The 24,343-nt window shown below is 40.1% G+C and carries 15 protein-coding genes; 4 read left to right on the forward strand and 11 right to left on the reverse strand.

What is annotated here, in order from left to right:
- Positions 1–116: 116 nt before the first annotated feature.
- Both LI091_RS10575 and LI091_RS10580 read right to left on the reverse strand, forming a co-directional pair.
- The gene (locus LI091_RS10575; protein WP_265191157.1) at positions 117–1,109 is read right to left on the reverse strand and encodes an anthrax toxin lethal factor-related metalloendopeptidase; all 993 of its coding nucleotides are present in this window, start codon (positions 1,107–1,109) and stop codon (positions 117–119) included.
- 451 nt (positions 1,110–1,560) lie between these two features.
- Positions 1,561–2,580 (reverse strand): Ig-like domain-containing protein, encoded by a 1,020-nt coding sequence (locus tag LI091_RS10580; RefSeq protein ID WP_173733823.1) that lies wholly within the window; start codon positions 2,578–2,580, stop codon positions 1,561–1,563.
- Positions 2,581–3,501: 921 nt separating this feature from the next.
- On the opposite strand from LI091_RS10580, the gene LI091_RS10585 reads away from it, so the two are divergent.
- Positions 3,502–5,022, forward strand: a complete 1,521-nt coding sequence (locus LI091_RS10585; protein WP_173733824.1) for a CAP domain-containing protein — start codon at positions 3,502–3,504, stop codon at positions 5,020–5,022.
- A gap of 1,136 nt (positions 5,023–6,158) precedes the next feature.
- Here LI091_RS10585 and LI091_RS10590 read toward each other — a convergent pair.
- The 8 genes from LI091_RS10590 to LI091_RS10625 form a co-directional block, all read right to left on the reverse strand.
- Positions 6,159–7,196 carry a type II TA system antitoxin MqsA family protein gene (locus tag LI091_RS10590; RefSeq protein ID WP_173733825.1) on the reverse strand — a complete coding sequence of 346 codons (1,038 nt, stop codon included), beginning with the start codon at positions 7,194–7,196 and terminating at the stop codon, positions 6,159–6,161.
- Positions 7,193–7,573 carry a hypothetical protein gene (locus LI091_RS10595; protein WP_173733826.1) on the reverse strand — a complete coding sequence of 127 codons (381 nt, stop codon included), beginning with the start codon at positions 7,571–7,573 and terminating at the stop codon, positions 7,193–7,195. Before LI091_RS10595 ends, LI091_RS10590 begins: the two co-directional genes overlap by 4 nt.
- Before the next feature lie 521 nt (positions 7,574–8,094).
- On the reverse strand, positions 8,095–16,104 hold the full coding sequence (locus LI091_RS10600; protein WP_265191158.1) for a SpaA isopeptide-forming pilin-related protein: 8,010 nt from the start codon (positions 16,102–16,104) through the stop codon (positions 8,095–8,097).
- 872 nt (positions 16,105–16,976) lie between these two features.
- Positions 16,977–17,825 (reverse strand): hypothetical protein, encoded by an 849-nt coding sequence (locus LI091_RS10605; RefSeq protein WP_173733828.1) that lies wholly within the window; start codon positions 17,823–17,825, stop codon positions 16,977–16,979.
- A 123-nt stretch (positions 17,826–17,948) separates the two neighbouring features.
- Positions 17,949–18,188 carry a hypothetical protein gene (locus LI091_RS10610; RefSeq protein ID WP_110103350.1) on the reverse strand — a complete coding sequence of 80 codons (240 nt, stop codon included), beginning with the start codon at positions 18,186–18,188 and terminating at the stop codon, positions 17,949–17,951.
- A gap of 19 nt (positions 18,189–18,207) precedes the next feature.
- Entirely contained in the window at positions 18,208–19,533 is a 1,326-nt protein-coding gene (gene secY, locus LI091_RS10615; protein ID WP_173733829.1) for a preprotein translocase subunit SecY, read from the reverse strand.
- Positions 19,534–19,557: 24 nt separating this feature from the next.
- Positions 19,558–20,370: a hypothetical protein gene (locus tag LI091_RS10620; protein WP_173733830.1), complete on the reverse strand. Its 813-nt coding sequence runs from the start codon at positions 20,368–20,370 to the stop codon at positions 19,558–19,560.
- A complete protein-coding gene (locus LI091_RS10625; RefSeq protein WP_173733831.1) occupies positions 20,342–21,484 on the reverse strand; it encodes an FKBP-type peptidyl-prolyl cis-trans isomerase in 1,143 nt (380 codons plus the stop codon). The genes LI091_RS10620 and LI091_RS10625 overlap by 29 nt, the downstream gene beginning before the upstream one ends.
- Before the next feature lie 293 nt (positions 21,485–21,777).
- Between LI091_RS10625 and LI091_RS10630 the strand changes: the two genes are divergently transcribed.
- The 3 genes from LI091_RS10630 (at position 21,778) to LI091_RS10640 (ending at position 23,475) form a co-directional block, all read left to right on the forward strand.
- The gene (locus LI091_RS10630) at positions 21,778–22,020 is read left to right on the forward strand and encodes a hypothetical protein (RefSeq protein WP_173733832.1); all 243 of its coding nucleotides are present in this window, start codon (positions 21,778–21,780) and stop codon (positions 22,018–22,020) included.
- Positions 22,021–22,036: 16 nt separating this feature from the next.
- Complete coding sequence (locus LI091_RS10635; RefSeq protein WP_173733833.1) at positions 22,037–22,612, forward strand: hypothetical protein; 576 nt, start codon at positions 22,037–22,039, stop codon at positions 22,610–22,612.
- 134 nt (positions 22,613–22,746) lie between these two features.
- On the forward strand, positions 22,747–23,475 hold the full coding sequence (locus LI091_RS10640) for a glycosyltransferase family 2 protein (protein ID WP_173733834.1): 729 nt from the start codon (positions 22,747–22,749) through the stop codon (positions 23,473–23,475).
- 49 nt (positions 23,476–23,524) lie between these two features.
- Here LI091_RS10640 and LI091_RS10645 read toward each other — a convergent pair whose 3' ends face one another.
- Positions 23,525–24,193 (reverse strand): hypothetical protein, encoded by a 669-nt coding sequence (locus LI091_RS10645; RefSeq protein ID WP_173733835.1) that lies wholly within the window; start codon positions 24,191–24,193, stop codon positions 23,525–23,527.
- Positions 24,194–24,343 lie beyond the last annotated feature (150 nt).

Consider the following 24,343-nt stretch of genomic DNA (forward strand, 5'->3'; position numbering starts at 1 on the left):
TCATATTTTTTGAATTTACTTAGTAGCATAAGCGTCGGACATTGAGCGCGAAATATAAGATGACAAAAAGATTGGCCGCGGTTTTCTATCTATCAGCTTCAGCGGCAATTGTATCTTTATTTCCAGAACGGTCCGTAGATTTCTTTAACTCTTGCAACACGTGTAGGCGTTACTTTTTTAACTGCATCTGATATAGCACTGCAGGTTTTAGGCAGCTTCTTCTTTGTTTCTGTTGGCTGTAAAATATAATCATGATAGGACTCAGCGAAATACTCAGATGCGTTCTGTGTTGCATAACTTCTATTGATACCTGTAAATTTGGACTTTTCACTATTATAAATTGCAGCAAAGTCACTTGACCTATCTACGTTTCCGGCAACAAAAGCAAGGAAATGTCCCATCTCATGGTAGATAGTATCATCGCCCACAAATCTAAGTGTGATAGTCCTTTCATGCGCATTAAAGCGTCCGCCATAGTCGACTATCGGGTCATATTTTATTTTAAATCCAAGTTCATCAAAAGCAGATAAAACATTTGCATTCGCTTTTGGTGCCATCTTTTTTGCCAGGCTTCCATTATAGTCTTTGACTGTGACCTTACATGTCATCGTAACGCCTGCGCATTTCGTTGTCGCAGTTGTGGTTCCCGGGCCGTATCCAACACCGTCGTAGACTACTTTAGGATTTTTGTAGCTCCACGTTACTGTAGAGTTTCCGGCATTTAATACTTTCAGGTTTAGCTTTTCAGTTACCATTATCGTTTTACTCGTACAATTTAATTTTGGCTTATTTCTTACAGTTACTCTATATACATATTTTACATTTTTACATGTGACTGAAAAGCTTGCGGTTCCTGCTTTCTTTCCTGTAAGTTTTCCGGCAGTAGTCAGAGTATAATATGTATTATTTACTGCCTTCCATTTGAATCCGCTCACGCTTGGCTTTGTCAATGTCTTTGAACTTCTGACAAAAACGCTTGTTGAAGGCATATTTTTTGTTGTTACTGTTGCAGCATGCGTTGTTGTTGCAAACAGCATCATTGACGCTATAAATACAGCAAATATAACTGCAAATAATTTTACTTCTTTGTCTTTCATTATATTTTTCATTATTTAATTCCTCCTTATTATTGATTGTTTTTTTGTCATTGTTTTCGGCCCGTTTTAAGTATCTTCCCGCTTATGCATTTGATAACTCGCCTGCTTTACAGGACTCGGTACCAGATTAAAAATGGTAACTCAGACTTACGCCTTCGTTACCAGAATAAATATAACCAGCACGAAGTGCGGCAAGCGAGGCCGGAGTGCTTAGCGACGCGTGTTTCGGACGGGGATTCGAACCCACGCACGAAGTTAAAGAATAATTATTACCCGCGGACAATTGCTTGGCCGGGGATTTTCGCCCTTCGTTAATATGCTGAATATTTTTATTTTTTTTGCACGAAAAATGGCCGGAAAATTCCGGCCAAACTTAATTAAATGGAACTTTTTCAACATGATACTAATCCATTTCCAAAATTGATTGCTCGCTTTTATAAGCTTGCACTTTAGTCGTGAGTTATTAACCATTTTTTTTCCATATCACCTTATATACATTTTTAATCTTTGTAATTCTGTCTGGTGAATTTTGGATGGTCTGAACTGCATTTCTTACATATGCATATGTTTTAGGCCTGCTCTTTTTCAGGTTTGACCCACTCAAAATATAATCCCTGTAAGACTCCGCAAAATATTCTGAAGCATTTTGTGTTACATATGCTTTTCTTACTCCTGTATATTTTTCTTTTTCAGACTTATAAATTGTTGCGAATTCACTTCTTTTATCTACATTTCCGGCTATCCATGCGAGGAAATGCCCTAATTCATGGTATACAGTATCGTCTACACCCTGAAGCGTAATACTTTGATTTAAAGCTGAAAAATATCCCGCATAAGAAACTGACCCATCATATATTAACTTAAAATCCAAGTCTTCAAATGCCTTTAGTACACATTCATTCGCCATCGGCGCAGCCTTTCTTACAAGACTTTTCGAGCTCTTTTTTACGGTCACTTTACAAGCATATGTAATACCTTCATATTTTGTAGATATTTTTACGACTCCTACGTTACAACCAGTAACATTCCCTGACGAACTTATTGTCGCAATCTTTTTGTTACTACTCACCCAGCTCCGTCCACCTACCGTATTCAGAAGCTTCAGTTTGAAAGAATCCCCAATTTCCACTCTTTTTGATGTGTAATTAATCTTTGGCTTACTTTTTACATTTACGGTATAAGTATAGGACCGGCTTTTGCTTCTTGCTTTGATTTTCACTTTTCCAATTTGCTTTCCTGCAACTTTTCCTGTCTTAGAAACGGATGCTATTCTCGGATTTTCTGATACCCATGACACTTTTTCTCCTTTTGCTGGATTTTTAAGTGCTATTGTGACCGAATTTCCTACATACACAGAAATTGGCGTTCTAGAAATGCTTGCAATATACCTATTCGCAGCATGCACTGGGACAGTCATAAAAAATACTATAGTTAAAAGCATAATAGCAAACATAGTTTTTTTTGCGTTTTCTTTTACTCTCATATTCGTTATCTCCTTTGCCACTTGGCAATTCTTTATTTATTACCAATATGACAAATAAAAAAAACAAGAAAGAAGTAACATAGCTGGTGGTAATTCTCCATATTTATCATAATAAGTGAAATCATTGACGACGAAATTCAGGAAAGCATGACCCTTACTCTTGTAAGTAACAAACTGGAGAGCCAAGACAATCCTGTTGGTTTTGTCCAGCTCAAAGACAACAAAATATATATTAACGACACCAGATTCCCGAATTTACTATGTTCTGAAAAAATGAAGGAACATCGCAAAACTAAGAAAAACCAAGACTTACTGCGTATGGCAGAAGAACTGATGCCTGATATTGAGAAGCCGGAAAGGTGAACATGGGATAGCAAGACAACTCGAAGATTAAGCTATTAGATGGCTTTTACGAAATAGTAACATCTTGAAACTTCTTAAAGAATATGTTATAATAAAGAAAAGGGAAAGCCACGACAGCGGCAAACCCCTTTATCTGTGACGTATAGCCGCCAACTATGGGGATAGGGGCGGCTACCTTTCTTTGTCTTTATTTACATCATATATTGTCTTTAAAAAATCAAGCATAAATTGTAATGTTTGTAAGAAATCTTGATATGACATTTTAAAACCCTCCTTGTGTAAAAACTTAGAGGGCATTTTCTGCCCTCCTGTAAAGGAGGGGCTTGCCGCCTTTTCTGTTATGACTTTCCTTATGCAAAATATAACATATTTATACCAAAAATGCAATTTTATTTAAAAATAAAAATCAGAAGCAACCATCTTTTTAATTTCCTTTTATTTTTTTTGCGGCTTATTTTTCAGCATATTATACATGTCATAAAACATTTGCAAACCACTAATTCCTATAGTAAAATATAAGCAAATAAAGAAAAAATCATCAAGGAGGGATAAGTATTTATGACAAGAAAAATAGACAAACGGAAGCTGTTTTATAGCTTTCTGACTCTCATCATGGCTATCTTATTAATCGTGCCCATGATGATTCAGAGTCCAGCCGAAGCCGCTTCCAAAAAAACGCCCGCAAGACCGGCGATTACGAAAGTGACCGCGACCAAGAATTCCGCAACGGTCACCTGGAAGAAGTCCAAGTATGCCACTTCCTACCGGATTTATTACAAACAAACCGGTGCGAAGAAGTGGACCACGCTGGTAACTATCAGCAGTAAAAATCTGAAGTACACTCATAAATCTTCCAGAAAGTATCCGCTCAAGGGTGGCAAAAAGTACACCTACACGGTTAGAGCGTACAATAAGTATGGAAAGAAATGGAGTTCTTACGACAGGAAAGGTAAGACCGTAACTATCCCGGCCGTGCCGTCTATTGTAAAAACCCGCGTGAAAGCGAACAACTATAAGCAGACTACTGTTACTTGGACAAAATCCATCAATGCTACGAACTACCTGGTTTATTACCGCTCCGCTGACACCACAAAGTGGACCAGGATTGCGAACGTCAGTTCAAAGGCCCTGAAATACGTTCACAAATCCAGTAGTAAATATCCGATTAAGGCAGGCAAAACTTATTATTATATCGTAAAAGGTTATAATAAAACATTCAAAACTTATGGTGGATATTATAAAGACGGAGCTAAAGTTAAAGTCCCTAAAAAGACAGTTTTAAATCCTACTGTAACTCCGTCTCAGCCTCCTGTCACGGTAACACCAACACCAACGAAAAAGCCTACCGCCACACCGCAGCCGACGAAAAAACCTACTCCAAAACCGACACAGAAACCAAAGCCGACGGCTACTCCAAAACCTACTGCTACTCCGGACACGGAAAGCCCGGAACAGGTAAAAAAAGACATAAAAGAAGTTATTCGGTTAACGAATAAAGTAAGAAAAAAATATGGAAGTTCGACAGTAAAAGAAAATGCAGCTTTGAATGCTGGTGCAGCTGTAAGAGCGAAAGAAATTTACATAAAATTTAGTCATCAAAGACCAGATGGAACAAATAATGCCACAGCTTACCATGCGGCTGGCGCAGGTAATATTTTAGGTGAAAATATTACAACTGGAAGCAGTCCTGAAAGAGCAGTTGAATTATGGGAAGAAAGCAAAGGACATCTAGTTACACTGATAGACAAACGTGCTACTCATATAGGAGTTGGCTATTATAAAGGGTTTTGGGTGCAAGTATTTGCTGAAAATCCAGACCAGAAATTTACCCTTACAGTTGATGCCAATGGGGGATATTTTCCGGATAAAGGCAACGCTGAAAAATACACAATACAGGTGCCGGCAGGGATGACGCTTGAGGATAAAAATATCAAAAAGCCAATTCGAGATGGTTATACATTTTCAAGTTGGGCTGTAATTTACGATGACGGCTACGAAATACCTTCTATTAGTGAAGGAAAGAATCATATGAATGAAAACAAATTATATAAAGCCAATTGGACAGATTCTTCCAACTAATTCAATTTGCCATAAATACGCATATACTCACCACCGAGCGGTGGTGAGTATATTTTTGCATTTTTTAAGAATTTTGGCTGTGAAGAAAATATGAAAATAAGAATTTAAAGATACCATACTTCATCGACGAACGGGAGACAGCGGCCAGGCTTGCCGTTGGAGAAGGATTGCTACAAGCAGCCCGACCCCGAGCGGTCAGGTTGCTCGTCAGTTCGGAGGTTGTCGGGTATGTACGGAGAATCGGAAACCCTGCACTCCGACTCCGTCGTCGTTTGTCAGTCTTTACGGGCTTGGTGCAAACAAGCATAGCTCGCGGTATCATGAAGCAAATAAGAGTGCACATATTGTGCACTCTTATTTTTTACATGCATATATTTTTAAACGAAAAAACATCCCATATCTGGAATGCTTTTCTACCAAAACACCTTGGTGGACGACATTACAGCCGCCTTACACCCTCGTGCACCGTACAGATGAATTACTTGGTCTTCTTCCTGACGGCAAGCATGGTTGCAGTTTTCCCGCCCGTCGGTAATTTGATGTGCTAATAAACTAAAATACAGGCTCGATAGAGTCACTTTTGACAAATGCCAACGATACCACATCCCGTGAATATCTTGCGCCCTCAGAGCCCATAGCTTTAGTATATAATATATCAAAAACTCTATTTTGTCAACTAATATTTTGAGAAATATTATAATTTAGTCTTTGTGTGTGATTGACCGTCGACTGCTCGCAAAAGCCAACAAAAAAATAATATTACAGCAAAAATGTTATAATGTCGTTTGCTGGGTTTATTGTAATTGATAACTCCCCGGCTTTGCCGGAGTCGTTGCCAATTTGCGCAGCAAATGTCAAGCGAAGCCGTTAAGCTGAGCGCGGTACGGCTTTTGCCGCTGACGAACGAAGCCGCAAGGCTGAGTGTAGTGCACGAACGGGTGGGGCGGGGATTCAGACCCACATGCGAAGTTAAGACCGGAACATTTGGCCCGCGGACGACTTCTTGTCGGCCGGTGATTTCCCGCTCTCAGTTAATTGTTACAAAAAAAACAGACCATACACTTTTTATGTATAGTCCATTTTGCTATGAAATACTTATCTTAATGACATTGGCCTTAAGGCCTTCTTGAAAAAATTTAAAATTCATTTAATTCCCTTGCGTATTCATACGATATTACATCGCCAAGTGTAGTTTCCATATATGCTTTTTCTTTGTGCATATATTCTACGATTTCTTTTGTTGAAAAATCCTTGAATTTTTTAACCACCATGTTCAGTATTTCTTTATTGTCTTCTGTTAGAACAGACATATCCACATCTGGATTTGGAAAGATATGAAACATGGAATTGAAATCTGGGCTCATTTCTTCTACTACATTGATTCCTGGCAGCATCATCAAATCACGGTGGCCAATTGGAAGCGCACCCATAGCTTCGTGCGTATATACGATTCCTGTCATGGATATATGGTTCTTACGATATTCTAGCATATCCGTATACCAAAGCATTTTCATTAATTTGACTTTAAACAGACTTGGAATCTTTTTTGCAATATATGATACTACCGCCTCAATCTTATCAAAATCCAACGTATTTTTGAATCCGTTCATAGCTGATGCGGTTATGAAATTGACGTAATCCTTTTTTAATACGGTTCTTCGGTCAAACTCCTCTGCCTCTACTTCCTTTGACTTTATTTTTTCACTTATTTTTTTGACTTTTTCAGAAGATAATGTATTTCTATTTTTCTGCAGTAACTCAGATACAAAAGAGATGTCCTCACGAAATCTTTTTAATATAGAATCATATGTTTCGTCCTGGATTGCCTTTGTTTCATATCTTTGTATAGTTACATCGCCCCAGCCAAGAAGCCTTGCAAATTCAACCTGTGTCAGGCCATATTTTTTTCGGATGTCTGCAATTTCATATGAAGTCAAAAGTCCATGTTTTTTGCGATATGCATTCCTTCCATTTAATAAATTCTCTCCCAGCAATTTTCCGTTAACGAAAATTCTTTCGTCTTCTTTCGCATTTTCGCAGTAGAAGTATTTTTCTATATATTCAACATCTTCACCTTTTACGATGGCTGTTGACGTTGCTTCATATTCTTTTATTAAATGGACTTTATCGCAAATAGGGCAGTCCATCTCAAATTCTCTGATTAAATTTTTCATTTTTTCTCCCTCCTATTTTTGCGATATGGATATTCCATCTTGTATTTTGAAAAATGAAACGAAATACATGCTATATATGACCGATTTGTCTCTTTTAACTTAATTTTAATATATGTTTCTTTGTTGTCTATTATTTTTCCAAATACAAAAAGCAATGGCGGATTTGTATCGTCAGTATCTATTTTTGTTTCTGAATAGTTCTCTGCGGACAGTATGCTTAATATTTCTACAATATCATGTTTATCATATTCGAGTACGTCCATCGCATATCTCGTAGAATACTTACGTTCTCTTTTTATATCTCCATTGAGATTAAGAAAAAAGTCTTTATCAATATTGAAATCCTTTCTTGTTATGAATGATTTTAATTTATCCAAAAATATCTGCACTTCTTTTTCTTTTGAGATTAGTGTTAAATCTATGGCTATTTCGCCTCATTTCTTTTTATCTTTACACATATTATATACATCAATTGATTGATTGTCAATCGAAATATATCAATTGATGGTTTTGCTGATAGGTATTTTCCATTTTTATCCTTGGATGCGTGGTGAACTACTTGTTTTTCAGTGGAAAAAACGAAGATGAGCTTCTCAACAGCCGATAAAGTCCACTTCGGAGCTTTTATCGGGCTCCGATAAACTGTCGAGAGGTTTACGAATCGATAAAACCATCAGTTTTTATTATCGCGAACTTGGAAGCATTAAAGACTCGGAAATTCTAGCGAAAGTAATCTTTCTACTGAATGGACCTTTGTCACATACACTTTTAATTTCATATCACATCTCCTCCTTATCACATTTACACAAGAAGCGCACGTTTCCGTGCGCTTCTCTTCTTATCTTTTATTTCTTTTTTCTCTCACTACTTCATATTTTTCGTGGTTATCCATTTTCAGTTACTTCCTGCGTCTCTTCTGCTTTCTGGGATTCATAATCCTCTTCTTTCTGGTATCCATCAGGATTAATCCAGTTCCAAGAACCGCAAGTGTGCCAAATCCGATAATACCATACTTCCAGTCTCCATCAGAACCAGTCATTGGCAATTTGAATACGGCTGTATTTGTTACTTCGTATTTGCAGTCGTAGAAAAACCAGTTGTCTGTATATCCTGCATCCAGTGTTGCTTTGGATGTATCTGCGTTATTCTTCTTCGCTTCGTCCTGGCTCATAGTGATTGGAAGCGTTATGGAGATAGGGTCCTTCAGGAGTGTATGTCCTGCAGTTGTCCTTATCTCGGTTAACTGATATTCACCCTGGTCAAGGTTATCAAATACAATATTTCCATTTGCATCGGTATCTTTTGTAATGGCGCCTCCGACCTTGAGCAGCCTCGTAAATCCGTTCTTTGTAGCAGTCAGTTTTTCAGTCTCTTTCACAAACTTCAATTCAAAACTTACTCCTTTCAGAGGCGTCTTTCCATCAGCATCAAACTTTCGGATATTAATCTTACACGGTTTTAAAGTGTTGACCATTTCAACCTCCAGTTTATCATTCTGACTGGTTGTCAGATATTTAGGAGTATTGTCAACAGCATACTGCGCAGGTGCTTTGATTTCTGTCACCTTGAGTTTTCCACTAATCGGGACAACTACTTTATTGTTATGTGTGTAGAATGCATCACTCTTATAAGCAGCCTCTTTGGACGTATAAGACATATCCATCTTCACAAGTCCTTTTTCATCAGAAACAAGATACCATGTTTTTTTGGTTGCATTATTATCCAAAAACTCGACTTTAAACAGTACGCCTTTGATTACATTGCCCTTTTCACTCTTCTTAGTGATTTGGAAAGTATTTGTTGTAAAGATTGGCTCGTCTTTAAAGTCAATGACAAAATCTTTCCCTCTGTCATCCGGCATTGTTACCTTCAGGGTCTTCGGCGTGCTGTCAAGTTTGTGTCCTTTTGGCGCCTTCGTCTCCGTGATGGTGTATTCTGCAGTCTTATTTGGAAGCTCCAGAGTGTTGCTTTCGCCTTTTGCATCGGTCTTCAATATTCCGGTGATTCCATTTCCTGTGACCTTGAACTCTGCACCTTCAAGGCTGTATCCGCTTAGCCCAAGGATTTCAGAAGCAGCCGTAGAAGTTTTGTGTATCTTCACGGTCACCGGTTTGCTGTCAAGGTTAATGACTCCATCTTTTGGTCCAAATGGCTTAAGTTCTCCTGTCGTGTCATTCTTGGTCTTTTTCAGTGTCAGGTAAGCGGATTTATTAAAGTCTAAGGAAAAGATGTCTTCCGCTTTATCATAGCCTTCCGGAGCAGAAATCTCTTTGCAATACAGCGTTACAGATTCCTTATTCCAGGCTGCTTCATAAGTAAGGATGTTTGACATACCGTCTTTTCCAGACTTCAGTTCTCCTACTTTTGAAGCATCCGTACAGCTCTTGTCGGTATAAACACCAAATACCGCTCCAGCCAGTGGGTCCTGTCTCTCATCAATCTTCTTGATATTGACACGTACTCTCCAGCCTTCATGATTGACTATACCTGTTTCTGGACCAAATTGTTTTATCTCAGAATCCATATCCTCAAGATATCCCTTTTTTGTCCATGTCTGTTCATAGACCTTATCATCCAGAACGTATCCACTTGGGGCTTTCGTTTCTTTACAATATAGCGTTATCTGTTCTGTTTCAGCGTCGACAATGAATTCTCCGTAGCTGGTTGTTCCATCTGCCTTTGTTGTCAAAGTCTCTATACAGGAGTTACTCTTACATGACTTGTCTGTGTATATACTGAATACCGCTCCAGCCAATGGGACTCCATTCTCATCTACCTTTTTAGCCCAGAATGCAACTTCCCATATCTTTTTATTTGGGACTCCGCCTTCCGGTCCAAAATCTTCAACTTTTCCTCCCGCTTCTTTTTCAGCATCTGAAAGATTTTTATAGTCCTCATAAGTCCATTTCTGTGAATATATCGTTTTGTTCAATTCATATCCATTCGGTGCTTTCGTTTCTTTGCAATACAAAGTGATTTCGTTTGTAGATTCCGGCAGTTCATACGCAAATGGTTCTTTTGCATGTCCATTGCTTCCAATGTCGTCCGTTACAAGGCTTCCAATCTTTGAATCTTCGCTGCAGGACTGGTTTGTATAGATTCCAAACTCCGCACCACCAAGCTTCCATCCTGTCTCGTCAACCTTTTTTACATTAGCCCTGATAGACCAGGCCTTATCGTTGACTACGCCTCCACCGTTAAAGGTTTTCTCTACTCCGGCTTCATCTCCTCCGCCCTGAACATATGATTTGTATTCATCATGCGTCCAGGTCTGCTCGTAAACCTCATCAGTTCCATAATATCCTTCTGGCGACTGTGTCTCTACACAATACAGTGTCTGAGATTTAACCTTGCTCATTCTCATAAGGGTGTTGGTATCCGTCCAGCCTTCATCATCAGTTGTCAAAGTCGCAATACTATTTGTTAGTTCTTTATCTGTATAGATAGTAAATTCTGCGTCAGGAAGTCCATTTCCGTTCCTGTCTATCTTTCGGATTTTGTATCTCAGGCTCCATCCGTCGCCATTGACAACACCATCAACAGGGCCCATCTGCTTCACTTCCCCGTCTGCCGTTGCGTCTTCTACGCTCCAGTCCTGGCTGTAAACAGTTTTTACTAATTTATATCCATTTGGGGATTTTGTTTCTTTACAATACAAAGTGATATTATCCGCATTCGCTGGAACATCTACGTATAACGTATTTGAAATACCGTCATCTCCTGTTACGAGCTTTCCTACAACATCATCGTCAGTCAGCCCATCATCCGAGTAAACTGTGAATTCAGCACCCGCAAGCGGTCTTCCATCTTCGTCTACCTTCTTGATATAAGTACCAATTTCCCAAGGCTTTGTTACTTTGTTTACTACTACGCCATTTTCATCGCCAAACAGTTTTTCTACACCCTTTGTTTTATCTGCGATGCTATTGTACTCATCGTACGTCCAGGTCTGCTCAAAGATATCATCTGTCATCTCGCAGTCGTCAGGGGCATCCGTTTCCTTACAATATAATGTTACTTTCTTTGTCTGCGTAGAAAGTGCTGTGTATGTATATACTGGGGTGTATCCATCACTACCTGTTGTTAAAGTTTTCAGAGGGATACTTCCATTGTCCGATTCTTCCGCATCTTCTTTTGTAGAATAGATACTGAATTTGACGCCTTTAACCGGATTTCCATACTGGTCAACCTTCTTGACCTTCATTGACATAAACCAGTCTCCGTCTGGATTCACAACACCAGTTCCGCCAAATGTTTGAAGCTCTCCCTCTGTTTTAGGATTTGTCGCATACAATTTGTTATATGATGCTAACGTAAATGTCAGTTTGTATGGATTGTTTGGAGATGCCATAACATGACCATCTGGAGCCTTTAACTCTTTACACCACAAAGTTCGAGTCTTAGTCGTTTCTTCTATATCATCTTCCTTATAAATACTGGTATATCCATTCGTACCGGTTGTTAAACGTGCAAGTGGTTGCGCTGTTGGGTTATTTGCATCCGTCTGGCTCTCATAAATACCAAACATGGCTCCGGCCAGCGGTTTCCCACTTGCATCAACTTTTTTGACTCTTGCCCGAAGTTTCCAGGATTTGTCTGTTGTATCATTTTGTATGTACACATGTCTTAACTTAACATTGGAGCTATCTTTCTGCACAGTAGCATTTTTATATGGGTCTTTGTACACCTCCACAACGGCCTTTTCAACGGTGTAATCTACTTGTTTAGCCCCATTTGATGTAAGGGCGTAATCGCCATTGGATTTCATTTTTTTCTGCGGTGTTATTTTTAATTCTACAGAGCCTTTCATCTTTGCATATCCAGTTGGAGCGTGTACTTCTGTGATTCTTAATGCGCATAGTGGAAGTCCCGTATATTTTTTACCACCAGACATAAATGTAAACAAAGGACTACTCTTGTATTTTCCTTTAAATTCTTCTACATTATCCGCTAAGTGTGTACTGTCGTATTTTACTTCACCTTTTACTCCAGAAACAAGATACCAGGTTCTTTTTGTTTTCCATCCTGTCTGACCAGCATCTGCATTTGTGTCCCCGGAACCCCATTCGCTATATTCTACTTTGAATACAGAATGTCTTAATGGCGTATTGTTTGTTCCTTTTGCGACTTTAGTGAAAAGGTCTCCCGTAAAATAAAATGGTCTATTGATGATGTATCCATCGGATGTAAAGTTTTTAGATGTGTCTGTTTTTACAAACATTTTTAGTGCTTTATCATCTCCAGCCTTAAGAGTAATAGGTCCATACACATTTCTATTTTGTGTAGTTCCTCCCAATCGCCCTGTCTCTTTTAGATAATAAGTTCCAGGGTTTAATGTTACTTTTACATTGGCCTTTTCTGCTTTGATGATATTTCCTTTGCTATCTTTTGCGGTAGCATAAACGGATTTAACAGCCTTTTTACATGTTTTGTCACTATAGATAGTAAACTTTGCATTCATTTTTCCATAGCGTCCGCTTGCTTTAGCCAAATCGTATTTTACAATTCGCTTATAAATAGACAATTTTGCGTATCTTGGTTTAATATATACCTTAAACATACCAAATCCATGCTGTCCAGCACACTTACTTGTATAGACTCCGAAGACGGCATATGGTTTAGATGCTGTTTTATTTATCTCAATGACACGTCCACGTAATTTTGCTTTTTTCCAAGCACTTGTTGCGACAGAATCTTTGTAGCCATCCATGTCCGTATGTGTACATTCCAGTGCTATATCAAGCTTTGCGTGATTAGTTCCAGCAATCACATCTGAAAACCTGATATCATTGCAATGTATAGTATTAAGTCTGAGCACAAACGGATAAAACATTCCGGGCACCGGCTGATAAACACATCCATCCTGGAGAAAGCCTAAGCTGTCTGTCTTTGAGAATATGTAATTAATCAAAGCGTTATGCAGTGTGTCATCACTTCCAGTCTGGCAGCGGTAAGCAATAACGTCAGAGCTTTTTACGCCCTCCCAGTTACTTCCATCTGCTTCTGGATATATCATATCTATCGTAGATTCAAATGCATATCCTTTTCTTACCTTGTCGTAGTCTACACTGACTGTTCCACTTGCTACACATATCATCCCCTCAAAATCTGTTTTTGCAGAAACCATACCAGGTTCTACATCCGGTGCGTCCTTATCTTTTTCTGCTTCTACCCAGATAGACTGCACAACAGCTGATGAAAAGCCAATTATTAGGATACCAGTCTTAGGATTATAAGAATAGTATTTTCCTTCAATCGGCAGGCCATTTACATTGACGAGCATACTGTTGACGTTCATGTTACGTCCTACCTGCACAGCCATCCTCATGTCTATGATATTTGAACCGCTGATGTTTGACTCTTTTACTCCGTCCTTCCTTTCTGTAGTAGAAATGACTGCAGAATTCCATGTGGTATTTATATCATAGTTTGTGATAGAGTAAAGAATCTGCACCTGCAGGTACTGGAAATAGTATTTTCCATCTTCTCCATAATAAGCCTTTTTAGGGATATACAACAAACCGGAATCCTTATCGTAATGTGTTCCTTCAATAGAAGTTCCGGTTACATCGTTTCTTGCAATCTCATAGTCCAGTGCCGTTGCCTGCTTGTCATTATGCATAACATCCACAAATGCAACAAAGTATTCGCTGTCATTATTCAGCTGATAGACCGGCACGCGTCCTGTCTGCTGTGTCAGGAACCGGAAATCATCAGAAGACATAAGGCTGTCAATCGTTTCTCCCTCGTTCAGCTCATCTGCAGAAGCTATCGTCGCGTCTACATCAATGGCGTTTACAAGAGTTAATTTTCCTTCGCCAACATAATTCTTATCCACATGGCTCTTTATATAATTCTCAATCACCGGGTCGTAGATAGTACTGTCGTCCTTATTTTCAGATATATTGTCATCTTTCGGGTCTACGTCTGTAGTACAATTTGCAACAGATGTGAAAATAAGCCCGTCCTCGCCATCTTTTGCGGCATCAAGTCCGTTCTTCGAAACATAACCAGTGAACTGGGCTGCTGCTTCAGAAGTAGTATCTGCTGCTACATAATAATCAACAGCCTGTCCGTAGTTGGACTTTGCCACACGGATACCATCTGTCGTTGCTGCACCAATGATATAAGCGTCATCGATTGCGCCAGGGACATATCCTGCGGCATCTTTTCCATCGTTTCCTGCTGCACCTACAACAGTAATCCCGTCATCAATCGCTTTTTGGATTTCTGCTTCAAGTACACTTGTTGCCAGCGTCTTTGGAGAATACATGGAAAGGTTGATAATGCCTACTCCTGAATTGATAGCGTACTCAACTGCCGAAACAACAGCGGAATAAGTACCATATCCATCATTTCCGAGCGCACGGATTGATAAAATCTTCGCATCGCTGTCCTGTGATACGATATTGCTTACCATGTCATCACCATGCGTTCCACCGTTTAATACATCATCAATAAGGGACACACGGTCAATCACATTTTTGCTCTCGGAAGCACCAGTATCAATCAGGGCAATGACTTTGCCTCTGCTGTTACCGCTATAAACTGAAACCTTAGAAGAACTTTCCTCATTGTTCAGCACAGCAACTGCGTTATCATCTTTTGTCATAGCCTTCGTTTCATCCGTAACATCTACCTCATCGGTTTCACTTGCTGCAGTAATCTTTGCATCCGGTTCCACCGCCTCTGCATTCTCTTTGTAATACATATAAGCATTCATTGCCTGCGCAGCATCTTTATACTGCAGCAGGTAAATGCTGCCGTAAGCGCCAATCAAATGTTCTTTGTCAACGATTCCAGATTCAGTATCAGTCATAACAATCAGTCTTGCAGAAGCAAATTCATCAGCGTTCAGTTCATCCACGCCGTCTGCTTTTTCCAAAAAATGTTCTTCCACTGTTTCATCCGCACTCTCTCCTGTATCCGTTGTCTCGCTGTCATCCGCAGCTTCCGCGTCTGTAGTCAACTCTTCATCGCCAGCCTCAGTAACGTCATCAGTGTCATTTTCATCTACTGCTGTTTCGGCCTCGCTTTCAGCCTTGTCCTCTTCAGGGTCTACAACTGATAAGTCATCATCCACACTCGCAGCATCCGCTTTGGATTCAACATCTTCTGTCTCTGCATCAGCTCCTTTGCGCACCGAATCATCAACGCTGATATCCTCGTCTTTCTCTTTGTCATCATTTACATCCGCATCTTCATTTGTATTATTGTCCGCAGTCGTATCATCAGCACAATCATCGCTGACATCTTCATCTGCTGTTTGCGTTGTCTCATCAGTAACACCAGCATCGTCTTCGCTGGACTTCTCAAACTCCACGTCTACAGTTTTGTTTTCATCCATAAAAATTGCCTGCTCATGACTGTCTGAAACATCATCAGCGTTAAGGTCAGCCTTTTTATTTGCATCTCCAGCCTTCACCTCATACTTTTTCAGTACATACCCTTCATCAGCCTCTGCTTTCACATTAGCCACGCTGTCAGATTTTACTTCGTAAGCGTATGTATAATTATTTTTAGCAGCATCCTCACTTGAGACCAGTACGTCATCCTTATCGTAAACATCAATCTTTTCTTCATCCGTCTTTCCGTCTTCGGATTTATGTTTTACGAGTCTGACCGTATGTTCTTCATCCTCGCCTTTGTCTATGACGATTTTTCCGCCAGTGTTTTTCAGCTTCAGAAACAAAAACCTTGTTTCTTCTGCTTCATCTTCACTTGAAACTTCCGTACTATCAGCAGTCTCGTTCCCCTCGCTTGTATTCAGGATGGTCTGAGTACCGTCATCATTCGTAATAGTCTGCGTCTGTGCTGAAGAGTCTGTTTCTGTCAGGTCTGCAGCATAACTTAAAATAGGCGCAGCCACGGTTGTTGCAGCTGTTACTGCTGCCATCACGCTTGACATGATACCTGCTTTCACCGTTTTTATTGTTATTTTTTTTTTTTCTCCGGTCTGGCGGGTTAAAATATTGTTTTTTCATATCTTTTCCTCCTTGCTTAAGATGTTTTATCTTTTTAAGCTTCATCATTTTAATCTCCTTTCTTCTTTGTCAACTATACGCTACGGTTTGTATTCTCTCATTTTTTATCCTCCCGTTATTTTCTTTATATTTCCTGCCTTTTTTTGTCTCTATGAAAAACCGTTCCTGGCATTTTTTTCTTTCTTTTTTAATATGACAAATCAAAAAAAAATTAGAACATTTTTTTCAGCATACTAATTGTTTTACTCGCGGTATCATCCGGTATCATCGACGGACGGGAGACCGCGGTCATTGAGCAAAGCGAATCTGGTAACGAAGCCGAAGACTGAGTTATCAAACCTGTTTGCCGTCTGTCTGAAGGTAATCAAGCGGTTTTTGCCGCTGACAAGCGAGCGTAGCTCTCGGTATCATGACGCAAAACAGGAGACCAGAAACAATTACAAAACGCTTATGTTGATAATTCGCCGTTCCGGCTCGTACCCAAGCTTCGCAGAGGCTGACAAGCGAAGCCGTGATACCGCGAGCTATGCTCGCGTGTACCAGACGAGGGCGGGTTTCCCGCCCGTCGATAAGGCTGAGTGCAGTGCACGAACGGGGATTCTGACCAACGTGCGAAGTTAAAACCAAAATATTTGACCCGCGGACGACTTTTCGTCGGCCGGGGACATTCCTCTCTCCGTTAAACAAACAGCCTGGCTTCGCCAGGCTGTTTTATTTTTGCTTTTATTTTCTTTTATCTTTGCAATCTTATCTTCAGCATCATTTATACTTAACAGGCGATATTCCGCCCTGAATTCTACTCTGAGCCAATCCTGCCATTCTTCTCCCAGTCCTTCAGTTCATGTTTTGCTCTTCTCCTGAACCGGTAGATGATGTCCATTGTCCTTGATTCGGAAATATTCTTTTGCCGGCATGCTTTCATGGTCAATTCTCTCCAATTATCTTCCGGCGCATATTTCAGGTAGTTATCAATAACGAACCTGGCCTCTTCGTTCATGGAGACCAGCATTTTTTCAACAATCTCATGCACCTCGCCCGGCTCTTCTTTCAAAACCTCGTCGACACTGTCGCGTCTTAAGATATCTTGCTTCTTTTCACCAATCCTGTCGGCAAGGGTGTCTCCTTCATTAAAACTGTCAACTGCTGCTAGCGCAACCGGTTCATCCATACTGAGTGTATGGCACTTCAACCGTACATAGCTCTGTACTGTGCTTTTTTTCATATGCATACTTTTCGCGACTTCGTCTTCTGATAGATGCTCGCTATGCATCTTTTCGACTGTCTTTGATGCCTCGCGCATTACATGCGCAGATGCGCCCATTGCTCCGGTCTCTTTCCGGTATGCTTCCTTCGCCGCTGACCGGATGCAGACATTGATATATGCCCAAAACGGGACTGCTTTGTCTGTGAGGATGTAATCACTGATGCTTCCCATAATACTTACAGCAGTATTCTGGACCATGTCTTTCAGGCTATCTTCGTTGAGGAAACTTTTTCCGTAGTGGCTGTTGATATATTTCTGTACTTTATATGTGCAGACATTCAGTATTCGGCTACAGTCCTCTTTCACCCCTTCCTTTGTGATTTCTTTATCTGCCAATTCCGAATAATAGACTGGCTCTTCATATAAATTAATGCTCGCCATTTTTGCATTTTCCTTTCTTTGATTTATTTGAGATATTGTTTCTCTTTTACGGTTTCAATATGCAAAAATGTTGAGGATACAAAAAAAACGGCTGTATCGTCCAAGATACAGCCGCCGTATATATCAGATAAATTTCAACACCAGGTTGACGATTGCCATTCCCAGCTGGTCACCTGCTGCAATCAGCATAGCCAGTACAGCGGATGCCACCACAACTGACATAAGCTCTTTCATAACCGTTACGTTGCCTGGCCATTTGATATATTTCATATCCGGAGTCATTTTTTTAGACTCGTCAAGTTCTTCTTTCTTAAATTCGATATCGCCTGGCTCACCGATATTTTCTCCTTTTCTTATCTCCATTTTTAACTCCTTCTTTTTTTTATTTTTCTGTATCCTGGCAAAGGATTCCGCAATAATTCCTTCCTGCCATTTCAAGCTGAATCTGCTGCATCGTTTCTGCCACAACACCGATGACGATGATTAATGAGGTTCCGCTGATGGTTGTTGTGATTCCGAGGGAACCGCAAATAGCCATTGGAATTACCGTTACGCAAATCAGCATCACTACGCCGATAGAAGTAAGGCGGCGGGAAATACTCTGGATGTAGTTCTCTGTATCCTCTCCTGCTCTTACTCCCGGAATAAAGCCCCCGGCCTTCCTGATATTGTCAGAGATTTCTGCCGCATTAAATGTCACCGGCAGGTAGAAGAACGCGAAAAATACAATCAGTGCCAGATAAATCAGCAGGCCAACCGCATAAATCGGATGGTCGTTATCGAACCAGTTCTTCTGTGTCATCATGTTCAGGAAGATTTTGCTGTATCCGCTGCCATATCCTTTTCCGGCAATCGTTGCAATCAGCTGAGGGATAGCCATGAGTGATGAAGCAAAGATGATTGGCATAACGCCAGAAATTCCTACCTTTACCGGAATCTGTCCTGTTTCGGCATCCTCTCCGGACTGGCTCATTTTCTGGCTATACTGTACATGCAGCGGATGATATCCTTCTGTCATATAAATGATTACGATAATCATCAGCAGCAGTAAAACGATAAACCCGGTGATAGAGAGCACCGCCACAATTTTACTCTTTCCGTCAACCACGCTTTTCGCCATAGACGCGAACTGACCTGGCATCCTGGATACGATGTTCGCCATCAATAGTACAGATACACCATTTCCGATTGCTTTTTCTGTAATGATGTGTGCAAGATACATCATGATTCCTGTGCCTGCCGTCATAAATACTGTGATAGCAATAGCAGAGAAGACAGCGTTTCCGGTAATCATACCGCTCTTATTGAACCCGATTGCCATACAAAGGCTCTGGATTGCTGCAAGTACGATACCAACGATGTTAGTGATGAACTTTGTGACTTTCTGTCCATGCTCACCCTTTTTCTGTAGTTTTGCCAGTGACGGGATTACGCCTGCCATCAGCTGGATGACAATCTGTGCTGTAATAAGCGGGGTGATGCCTAAAGCAAACATGGAGAAGTTCTCAAATGACCCTCCTGTGAATGCTGAGAAAAGATTGAGCGCATCGTTGGAATTGGATGCCATCCACTGCTTAAAAACAGAAGCGTCCACTCCGGGAACCGGAATCATGGAAATCACACGTGTCAGAAAGATTATTCCGACAATGATTTCCAGTTTCCGTCTGATGTCTCGTGTTGTCAGGGCCTGTTTGATAGAGTTAATCATTTTTTTAAGTCTCCTTTTCTGTATTTAATTTTTGATTTGGTCTTCAATTTTTTTTAATGTTTTTTTATACTCCTTTTCGTCTTTTACCGGAAGGCCTAATATCGTTTCCAGATTCTTTGAAATCTTCCGGCTGATATCCTGGCTTCCGTTTATCTGGACCAGCAGTTCATAATCTGTTTCTTTCTGGTTTAACATTTCATATTCTTTTGCTGCTTCCAGCAGTGGAACCATGTATTTTTCTCTTTCCAGGCAATTAATCGGAAGCCCGTATTGTGAGCATATCTTGTCCACATTCATCGTCTTCTCATCAATCTCATTGGAAAGCGAATCCAGACAGTTTGAAATTTCTTTTAAATCTTTTCTTGCCTTCCTCTTTTTTGTTACTTCTCTGATAAATGCCGGGACGTACATCGCGGCACCGGCTACGATGATACCGATTCCCGCAGTCATAAATGTTTCCATAAGTGAAACCCCTACTAAAATGACCGGCGTCCCGGTGGCCAAAAGCAATCCTCCCACTCCATCTTTATCTGCATTTTCTTTAATCTCCTGCCTTTCTCTTTTTATCTTTGATGCTGTCAGGTATTCTTTCCGGATTTCTTTTAAGGCCCTTTCGTCCTCAAGTGCATTCTCAATCGGCTCGGCTGGGCGCTGGCATTTAAAAATCTCTTTCAGCTGCATATACCGTCCAGCCTCATACGGTGTGAGCTGAAACTTCTCCTCCTCTTCTCTCCTTACATCCAGTTCGTCAATCAAAAGGCTGGTCCTTTTTAATAATAAGTTTGTTCTTTTTGGATAATGCGCCGTTTTAGCCGGCACGTTTTGTTTGTTTGACATTTTTCTGCATTTCCTTTGCTATATTGATTCTGGCCATAACGTATTGTGCATGATATTTTGAGTAATCAGCATAATAGTCTTCTGCACTTGAATAGCCTGTTGCCTGATTTAAAATTTCCTTGCTTAATGTTTTATCATCCAGCCAAAGACCATATGTTTTTGCAAGGGCAAGGACTTTCATTTCTTTTTCAAGTGCCTCTGTAACTGATTCCTGCATATTCTTTGTGAAATCATCAATGCTGTCATATCCTATGCTCTTTACATAAGACTTAAAAGCATCACTGTTAATATCTGAAAGCCCGGATTCCTGATATACACGGATAAAAGCCTGTTGTATATCATAACTGAGCACATCATCCGGATAGCCTGTGATTTTTGCGTTTTTACACAGGGCGTCTACACCGTTTTCACTTAATTCCTGCGTTTTTTTATACTCTAAAAGTGACTTTATGTACTCACGGTATTCCTTAATCGTCGTCTGCGCCCCGCTAGACAGACTTACCGCTGTTTCATCTGTCAGTGTCATTCCTTTCACTTTTTTAATTGTGATGTGATAATCAAAAGTCTTTCCTCTATAATTTTTGTCCTTGTAGTCCTTCGGGAATGAATACTCTACATTAATCACATCACCAGCCTTAACCCCAACGAGTTTTTCATCAACTTCGTCAGGGAACAGATTGTCTCCGACGATTCGGTCCTCATCTTTCACATCAACAAAAGCCTTTTGTTGCCCTTCTTCTGTTGCGGTATAGTCAATCGTAACAATATCACCGGATTCCGATTTTTCTTTTTTACTGAAGATATTCTGATTCATCATCTCTTCTTTTACAGCATTATCGATATCCTTTTCGGAAATATCCATATCCTGCGTTTTTGCTGTTTCAGCAATATTGCAGCCGCTTACATCCACATATTTCAATGGGTCGTATTCCGGCCTTTCGCTTGTTTCTGTACCTTCATCTTCAGAAGTACTGTCCGCATCCGTTTTATTGACAGCCGCAGCCAGACGCTTTATGATGTATTCCGCGTTTGATGATTCCACATCCAGTTCATCCTGCACTTTATCGGAAATGCTTTCTCCTACTGTCGTGGAATCGGCAATTTTGTCAAGCACATCATATTGTTTGCCACATCCGGTCAAAGCCAGTATGCTGGAAAAACCGACAATGCTTACCGTAAATCCAGGTGGAAACCAATATTTTTTTCTTTTCGTTATCTTTTCCCTCCTTTGTTTTTCTTCCTGTATATCCTGTATACATACAATATGCTGAAAAAACTCTGTATCGTTCGTTTTTTGAGGATTTCTTTTTGTGTTTTTTTAGCTGTGAAATTTCACTGCATTTTCACAATTTTTTTTTACTCTTTTTTGCATATTGTAAATATAAAGAAAAATAGGAGGTGTTAACTTTGAAAAGATTAAAAAACATTACGGAAAAATCCAAACATAAAGATGCATTGTTTATCGCAAAAACTCTTTTATTCCTATCCATTCCGCTTATCAGTTCCGCATTGGGGCTGACATATCTGGCTGTACATCATGCACTTTTCGTTTCTTCGGAATCAGCAATCTGTTGCGGAATTGGCGCTTTCATCGTGTCTCTTTGGGCTATTGCTGAGTTTTGGTTCGGGCTCTCCTTTTGCAATAAGTAAGGAGGGCTGATGACAAATGATAATCAATCCAAAAGAAGTTAAGAAAGAAGAACTGAAAGGCTTCCATAAACCTACATATGACGAACAGCGCTTCCTTGAGAACAAAAACAAGACCTCCAGGACGTTTACAGTCAGGATACTATGGGATGCATTGCTTCCTATCATATGGGCAACCATTGCTATGGCGATGCTGGCCGTTTACCAGTGGTATCATGGCTATATGCGCGCTGCTTCTTTATGCTGTTTCTTTACCCTTATTTTTACAGCCTGGGTTTTATCTTATTTTTTCGTAGATTTTTTCTTCCGGGAACGAAGACGTAAGAAAGAGATAATATTTGAAACAATGACATGTCGGGTGTCAAAAATGGATTTGTACAAAAAAGGTACTTATGCAGCATATGCAGCAACAGACACAGAAATCTGCACGGAGCCAATCATGGTCGATAGCATAACATTTCAGAAATGGCACAAAGACAATAGCTGTCCATTCCTTCTTGTCAGATACAACACAAAAAAAGACCCGCAGGCAAAATTTTTTCAATTATTCCTGCAGCAGGAAGTCACTGATGCATTTGCTATCGAATGTTTTTAAGCAGTCACACATATGCGGCTGCTTATTTTTTTTGCGGACTATTTCTTCTCTGTTTTCAGTTTCCTTCTTTCCTTTGCCTTCTCGGAGAGAATCAGGCATACTATATATATTAAATCAGAACGGAGGCTGTTTATATGTCAGAAAAAGACATTTTATATATCATCATCCCTGCCTATAACGAGGCAGACAACATCTTAAACGTTATCAATGACTGGTATCCAGTTGTTGAAAAGCACAACGGAAACCAGAAATCCCGGCTTGTTATCATTGATGATGGAAGCAAGGACGATACATACAACATTATTTCCGCCGCAGCGGAGACAAGACCGCTGCTTCACCCGGTTAAAAAAACGAACTCCGGGCACGGTGGAACTGTATTATATGGATATCAGCATGCAATCGCAAACAATGCCGATTATGTTTTTCAGACAGATTCTGATGGTCAAACGCTGGCTTCAGAATTTGAAGGATTTTGGCAGAACCGCAGCGACTATGACATGGTCATTGGATGGAGAAAGGGAAGGCAGGACGGATTTTCAAGGGTGCTTGTCACAAAGACCTTGAAGTTAGTCTTACGTTTATGTTTCGGTGTTTCACTAAAGGACGCGAACACACCATTCCGCCTAATGAACACTGACACGTTAAAACGCTATATTCAGTTAATCCCAAATGGGTTCAACCTTTCCAATGTTTTGCTGTCAGTCATTTATGCGAAAAAAGGATGCAGCGTTAAATATATTCCTATCACATTTCGGCCACGTCAGGGAGGCGTAAACTCAATCAACATTCCGAAAATCATTAAAATCGGAAAACAGGCCGTAAAAGATTTCCGAAAAATTAACAAAACAATTTCCAAAAAATAGCAAAAAAAATAGAGGAGAAAGACCTATCCTCAGGCCTTCTCCTCTATTTTCAATTTCCAAGCAATGCAATTACTTCTTTCCAGTTGTCTTTAAAGAAAATATGTTTTTCCTGGTCCCCGGAAACGTTGACCCAAAAACTCCCGTCGTCCTTCTGCCCGATACATAAACTTTTATTCCTGTATTCAAGCTGTAGATTACCTCCGGAAGTAATCATTGCAGCGCACCTCATATTTCTGGCGATATCTATAGTCTCTTCTGCCGGTCGCTGCCACCATTTATCCTCTGCTGTCATATATCTGGTGATGCCAAGCAAATCATCTCTATAATTATGGTTTTTCGTGCTTGCGGATTCATCTACGTACAGACCCTTATCTCCTTCTCCTATAACGAAATTTCGGCTTTGTCCTCTTATATAAAGAATTCCGTTTTCCATATCCGGTTTCATCCGGAACACCGGTCCTGGCAGGTAATTCCATAACCGCTCTTCTTCGCATCTTTTTATAAAACCATTCAGCTCTGACAGATTTTTTACTGGAACGCTCCATTCCTGCCCAAAATCAACAAGGTATTCCTCCCCATCCGCATCAATCTCATTTACGCACGAATCCTGCTGAACGGAAACCAGAAAGCCCCCGCTTCCATCGTCTGCCGCTTCATATGTACCAAACAGTCCACAGATTCGTAATGCATCATCTTTAATATCCAATTTATAGCTCATATTTTTTCCTCCTGCTGCATATATTTTTTTGCATACAGATAATATGAAAAATTTTCCAAAAAGAGAAAAATAAAGCGTTTCATATTTTTTATTATTCTGCATATTAATTCTGAGAAATTTTGGTTTTATAAAGAAAGGGAGCAATAAAAA

It is taken from the genome of Blautia sp. MSK20_18 (genome assembly GCF_020553125.1).
GTDB classification, from domain to species: Bacteria; Bacillota; Clostridia; order Lachnospirales; family Lachnospiraceae; genus Blautia_A; species Blautia_A fusiformis.

Excerpts from the sequence above, each read along its gene's own strand:
- LI091_RS10575 (WP_265191157.1), bottom strand. The coding sequence starts at position 1,109 with ATGAAAAATATAATGAAAGACAAAGAAGTAAAATTATTTGCAGTTATA.
- LI091_RS10580 (WP_173733823.1), bottom strand. The coding sequence starts at position 2,580 with ATGAGAGTAAAAGAAAACGCAAAAAAAACTATGTTTGCTATTATGCTT.
- LI091_RS10585 (WP_173733824.1), top strand. The coding sequence starts at position 3,502 with ATGACAAGAAAAATAGACAAACGGAAGCTGTTTTATAGCTTTCTGACT.
- LI091_RS10590 (WP_173733825.1), bottom strand. The coding sequence starts at position 7,196 with ATGAAAAATTTAATCAGAGAATTTGAGATGGACTGCCCTATTTGCGAT.
- LI091_RS10600 (WP_265191158.1), bottom strand. The coding sequence starts at position 16,104 with ATGTCAAGCGTGATGGCAGCAGTAACAGCTGCAACAACCGTGGCTGCG.
- LI091_RS10605 (WP_173733828.1), bottom strand. The coding sequence starts at position 17,825 with ATGGCGAGCATTAATTTATATGAAGAGCCAGTCTATTATTCGGAATTG.
- LI091_RS10610 (WP_110103350.1), bottom strand. The coding sequence starts at position 18,188 with ATGGAGATAAGAAAAGGAGAAAATATCGGTGAGCCAGGCGATATCGAA.
- secY (WP_173733829.1), bottom strand. The coding sequence starts at position 19,533 with ATGATTAACTCTATCAAACAGGCCCTGACAACACGAGACATCAGACGG.
- LI091_RS10620 (WP_173733830.1), bottom strand. The coding sequence starts at position 20,370 with ATGTCAAACAAACAAAACGTGCCGGCTAAAACGGCGCATTATCCAAAA.
- LI091_RS10635 (WP_173733833.1), top strand. The coding sequence starts at position 22,037 with ATGATAATCAATCCAAAAGAAGTTAAGAAAGAAGAACTGAAAGGCTTC.
- LI091_RS10640 (WP_173733834.1), top strand. The coding sequence starts at position 22,747 with ATGTCAGAAAAAGACATTTTATATATCATCATCCCTGCCTATAACGAG.
- LI091_RS10645 (WP_173733835.1), bottom strand. The coding sequence starts at position 24,193 with ATGAGCTATAAATTGGATATTAAAGATGATGCATTACGAATCTGTGGA.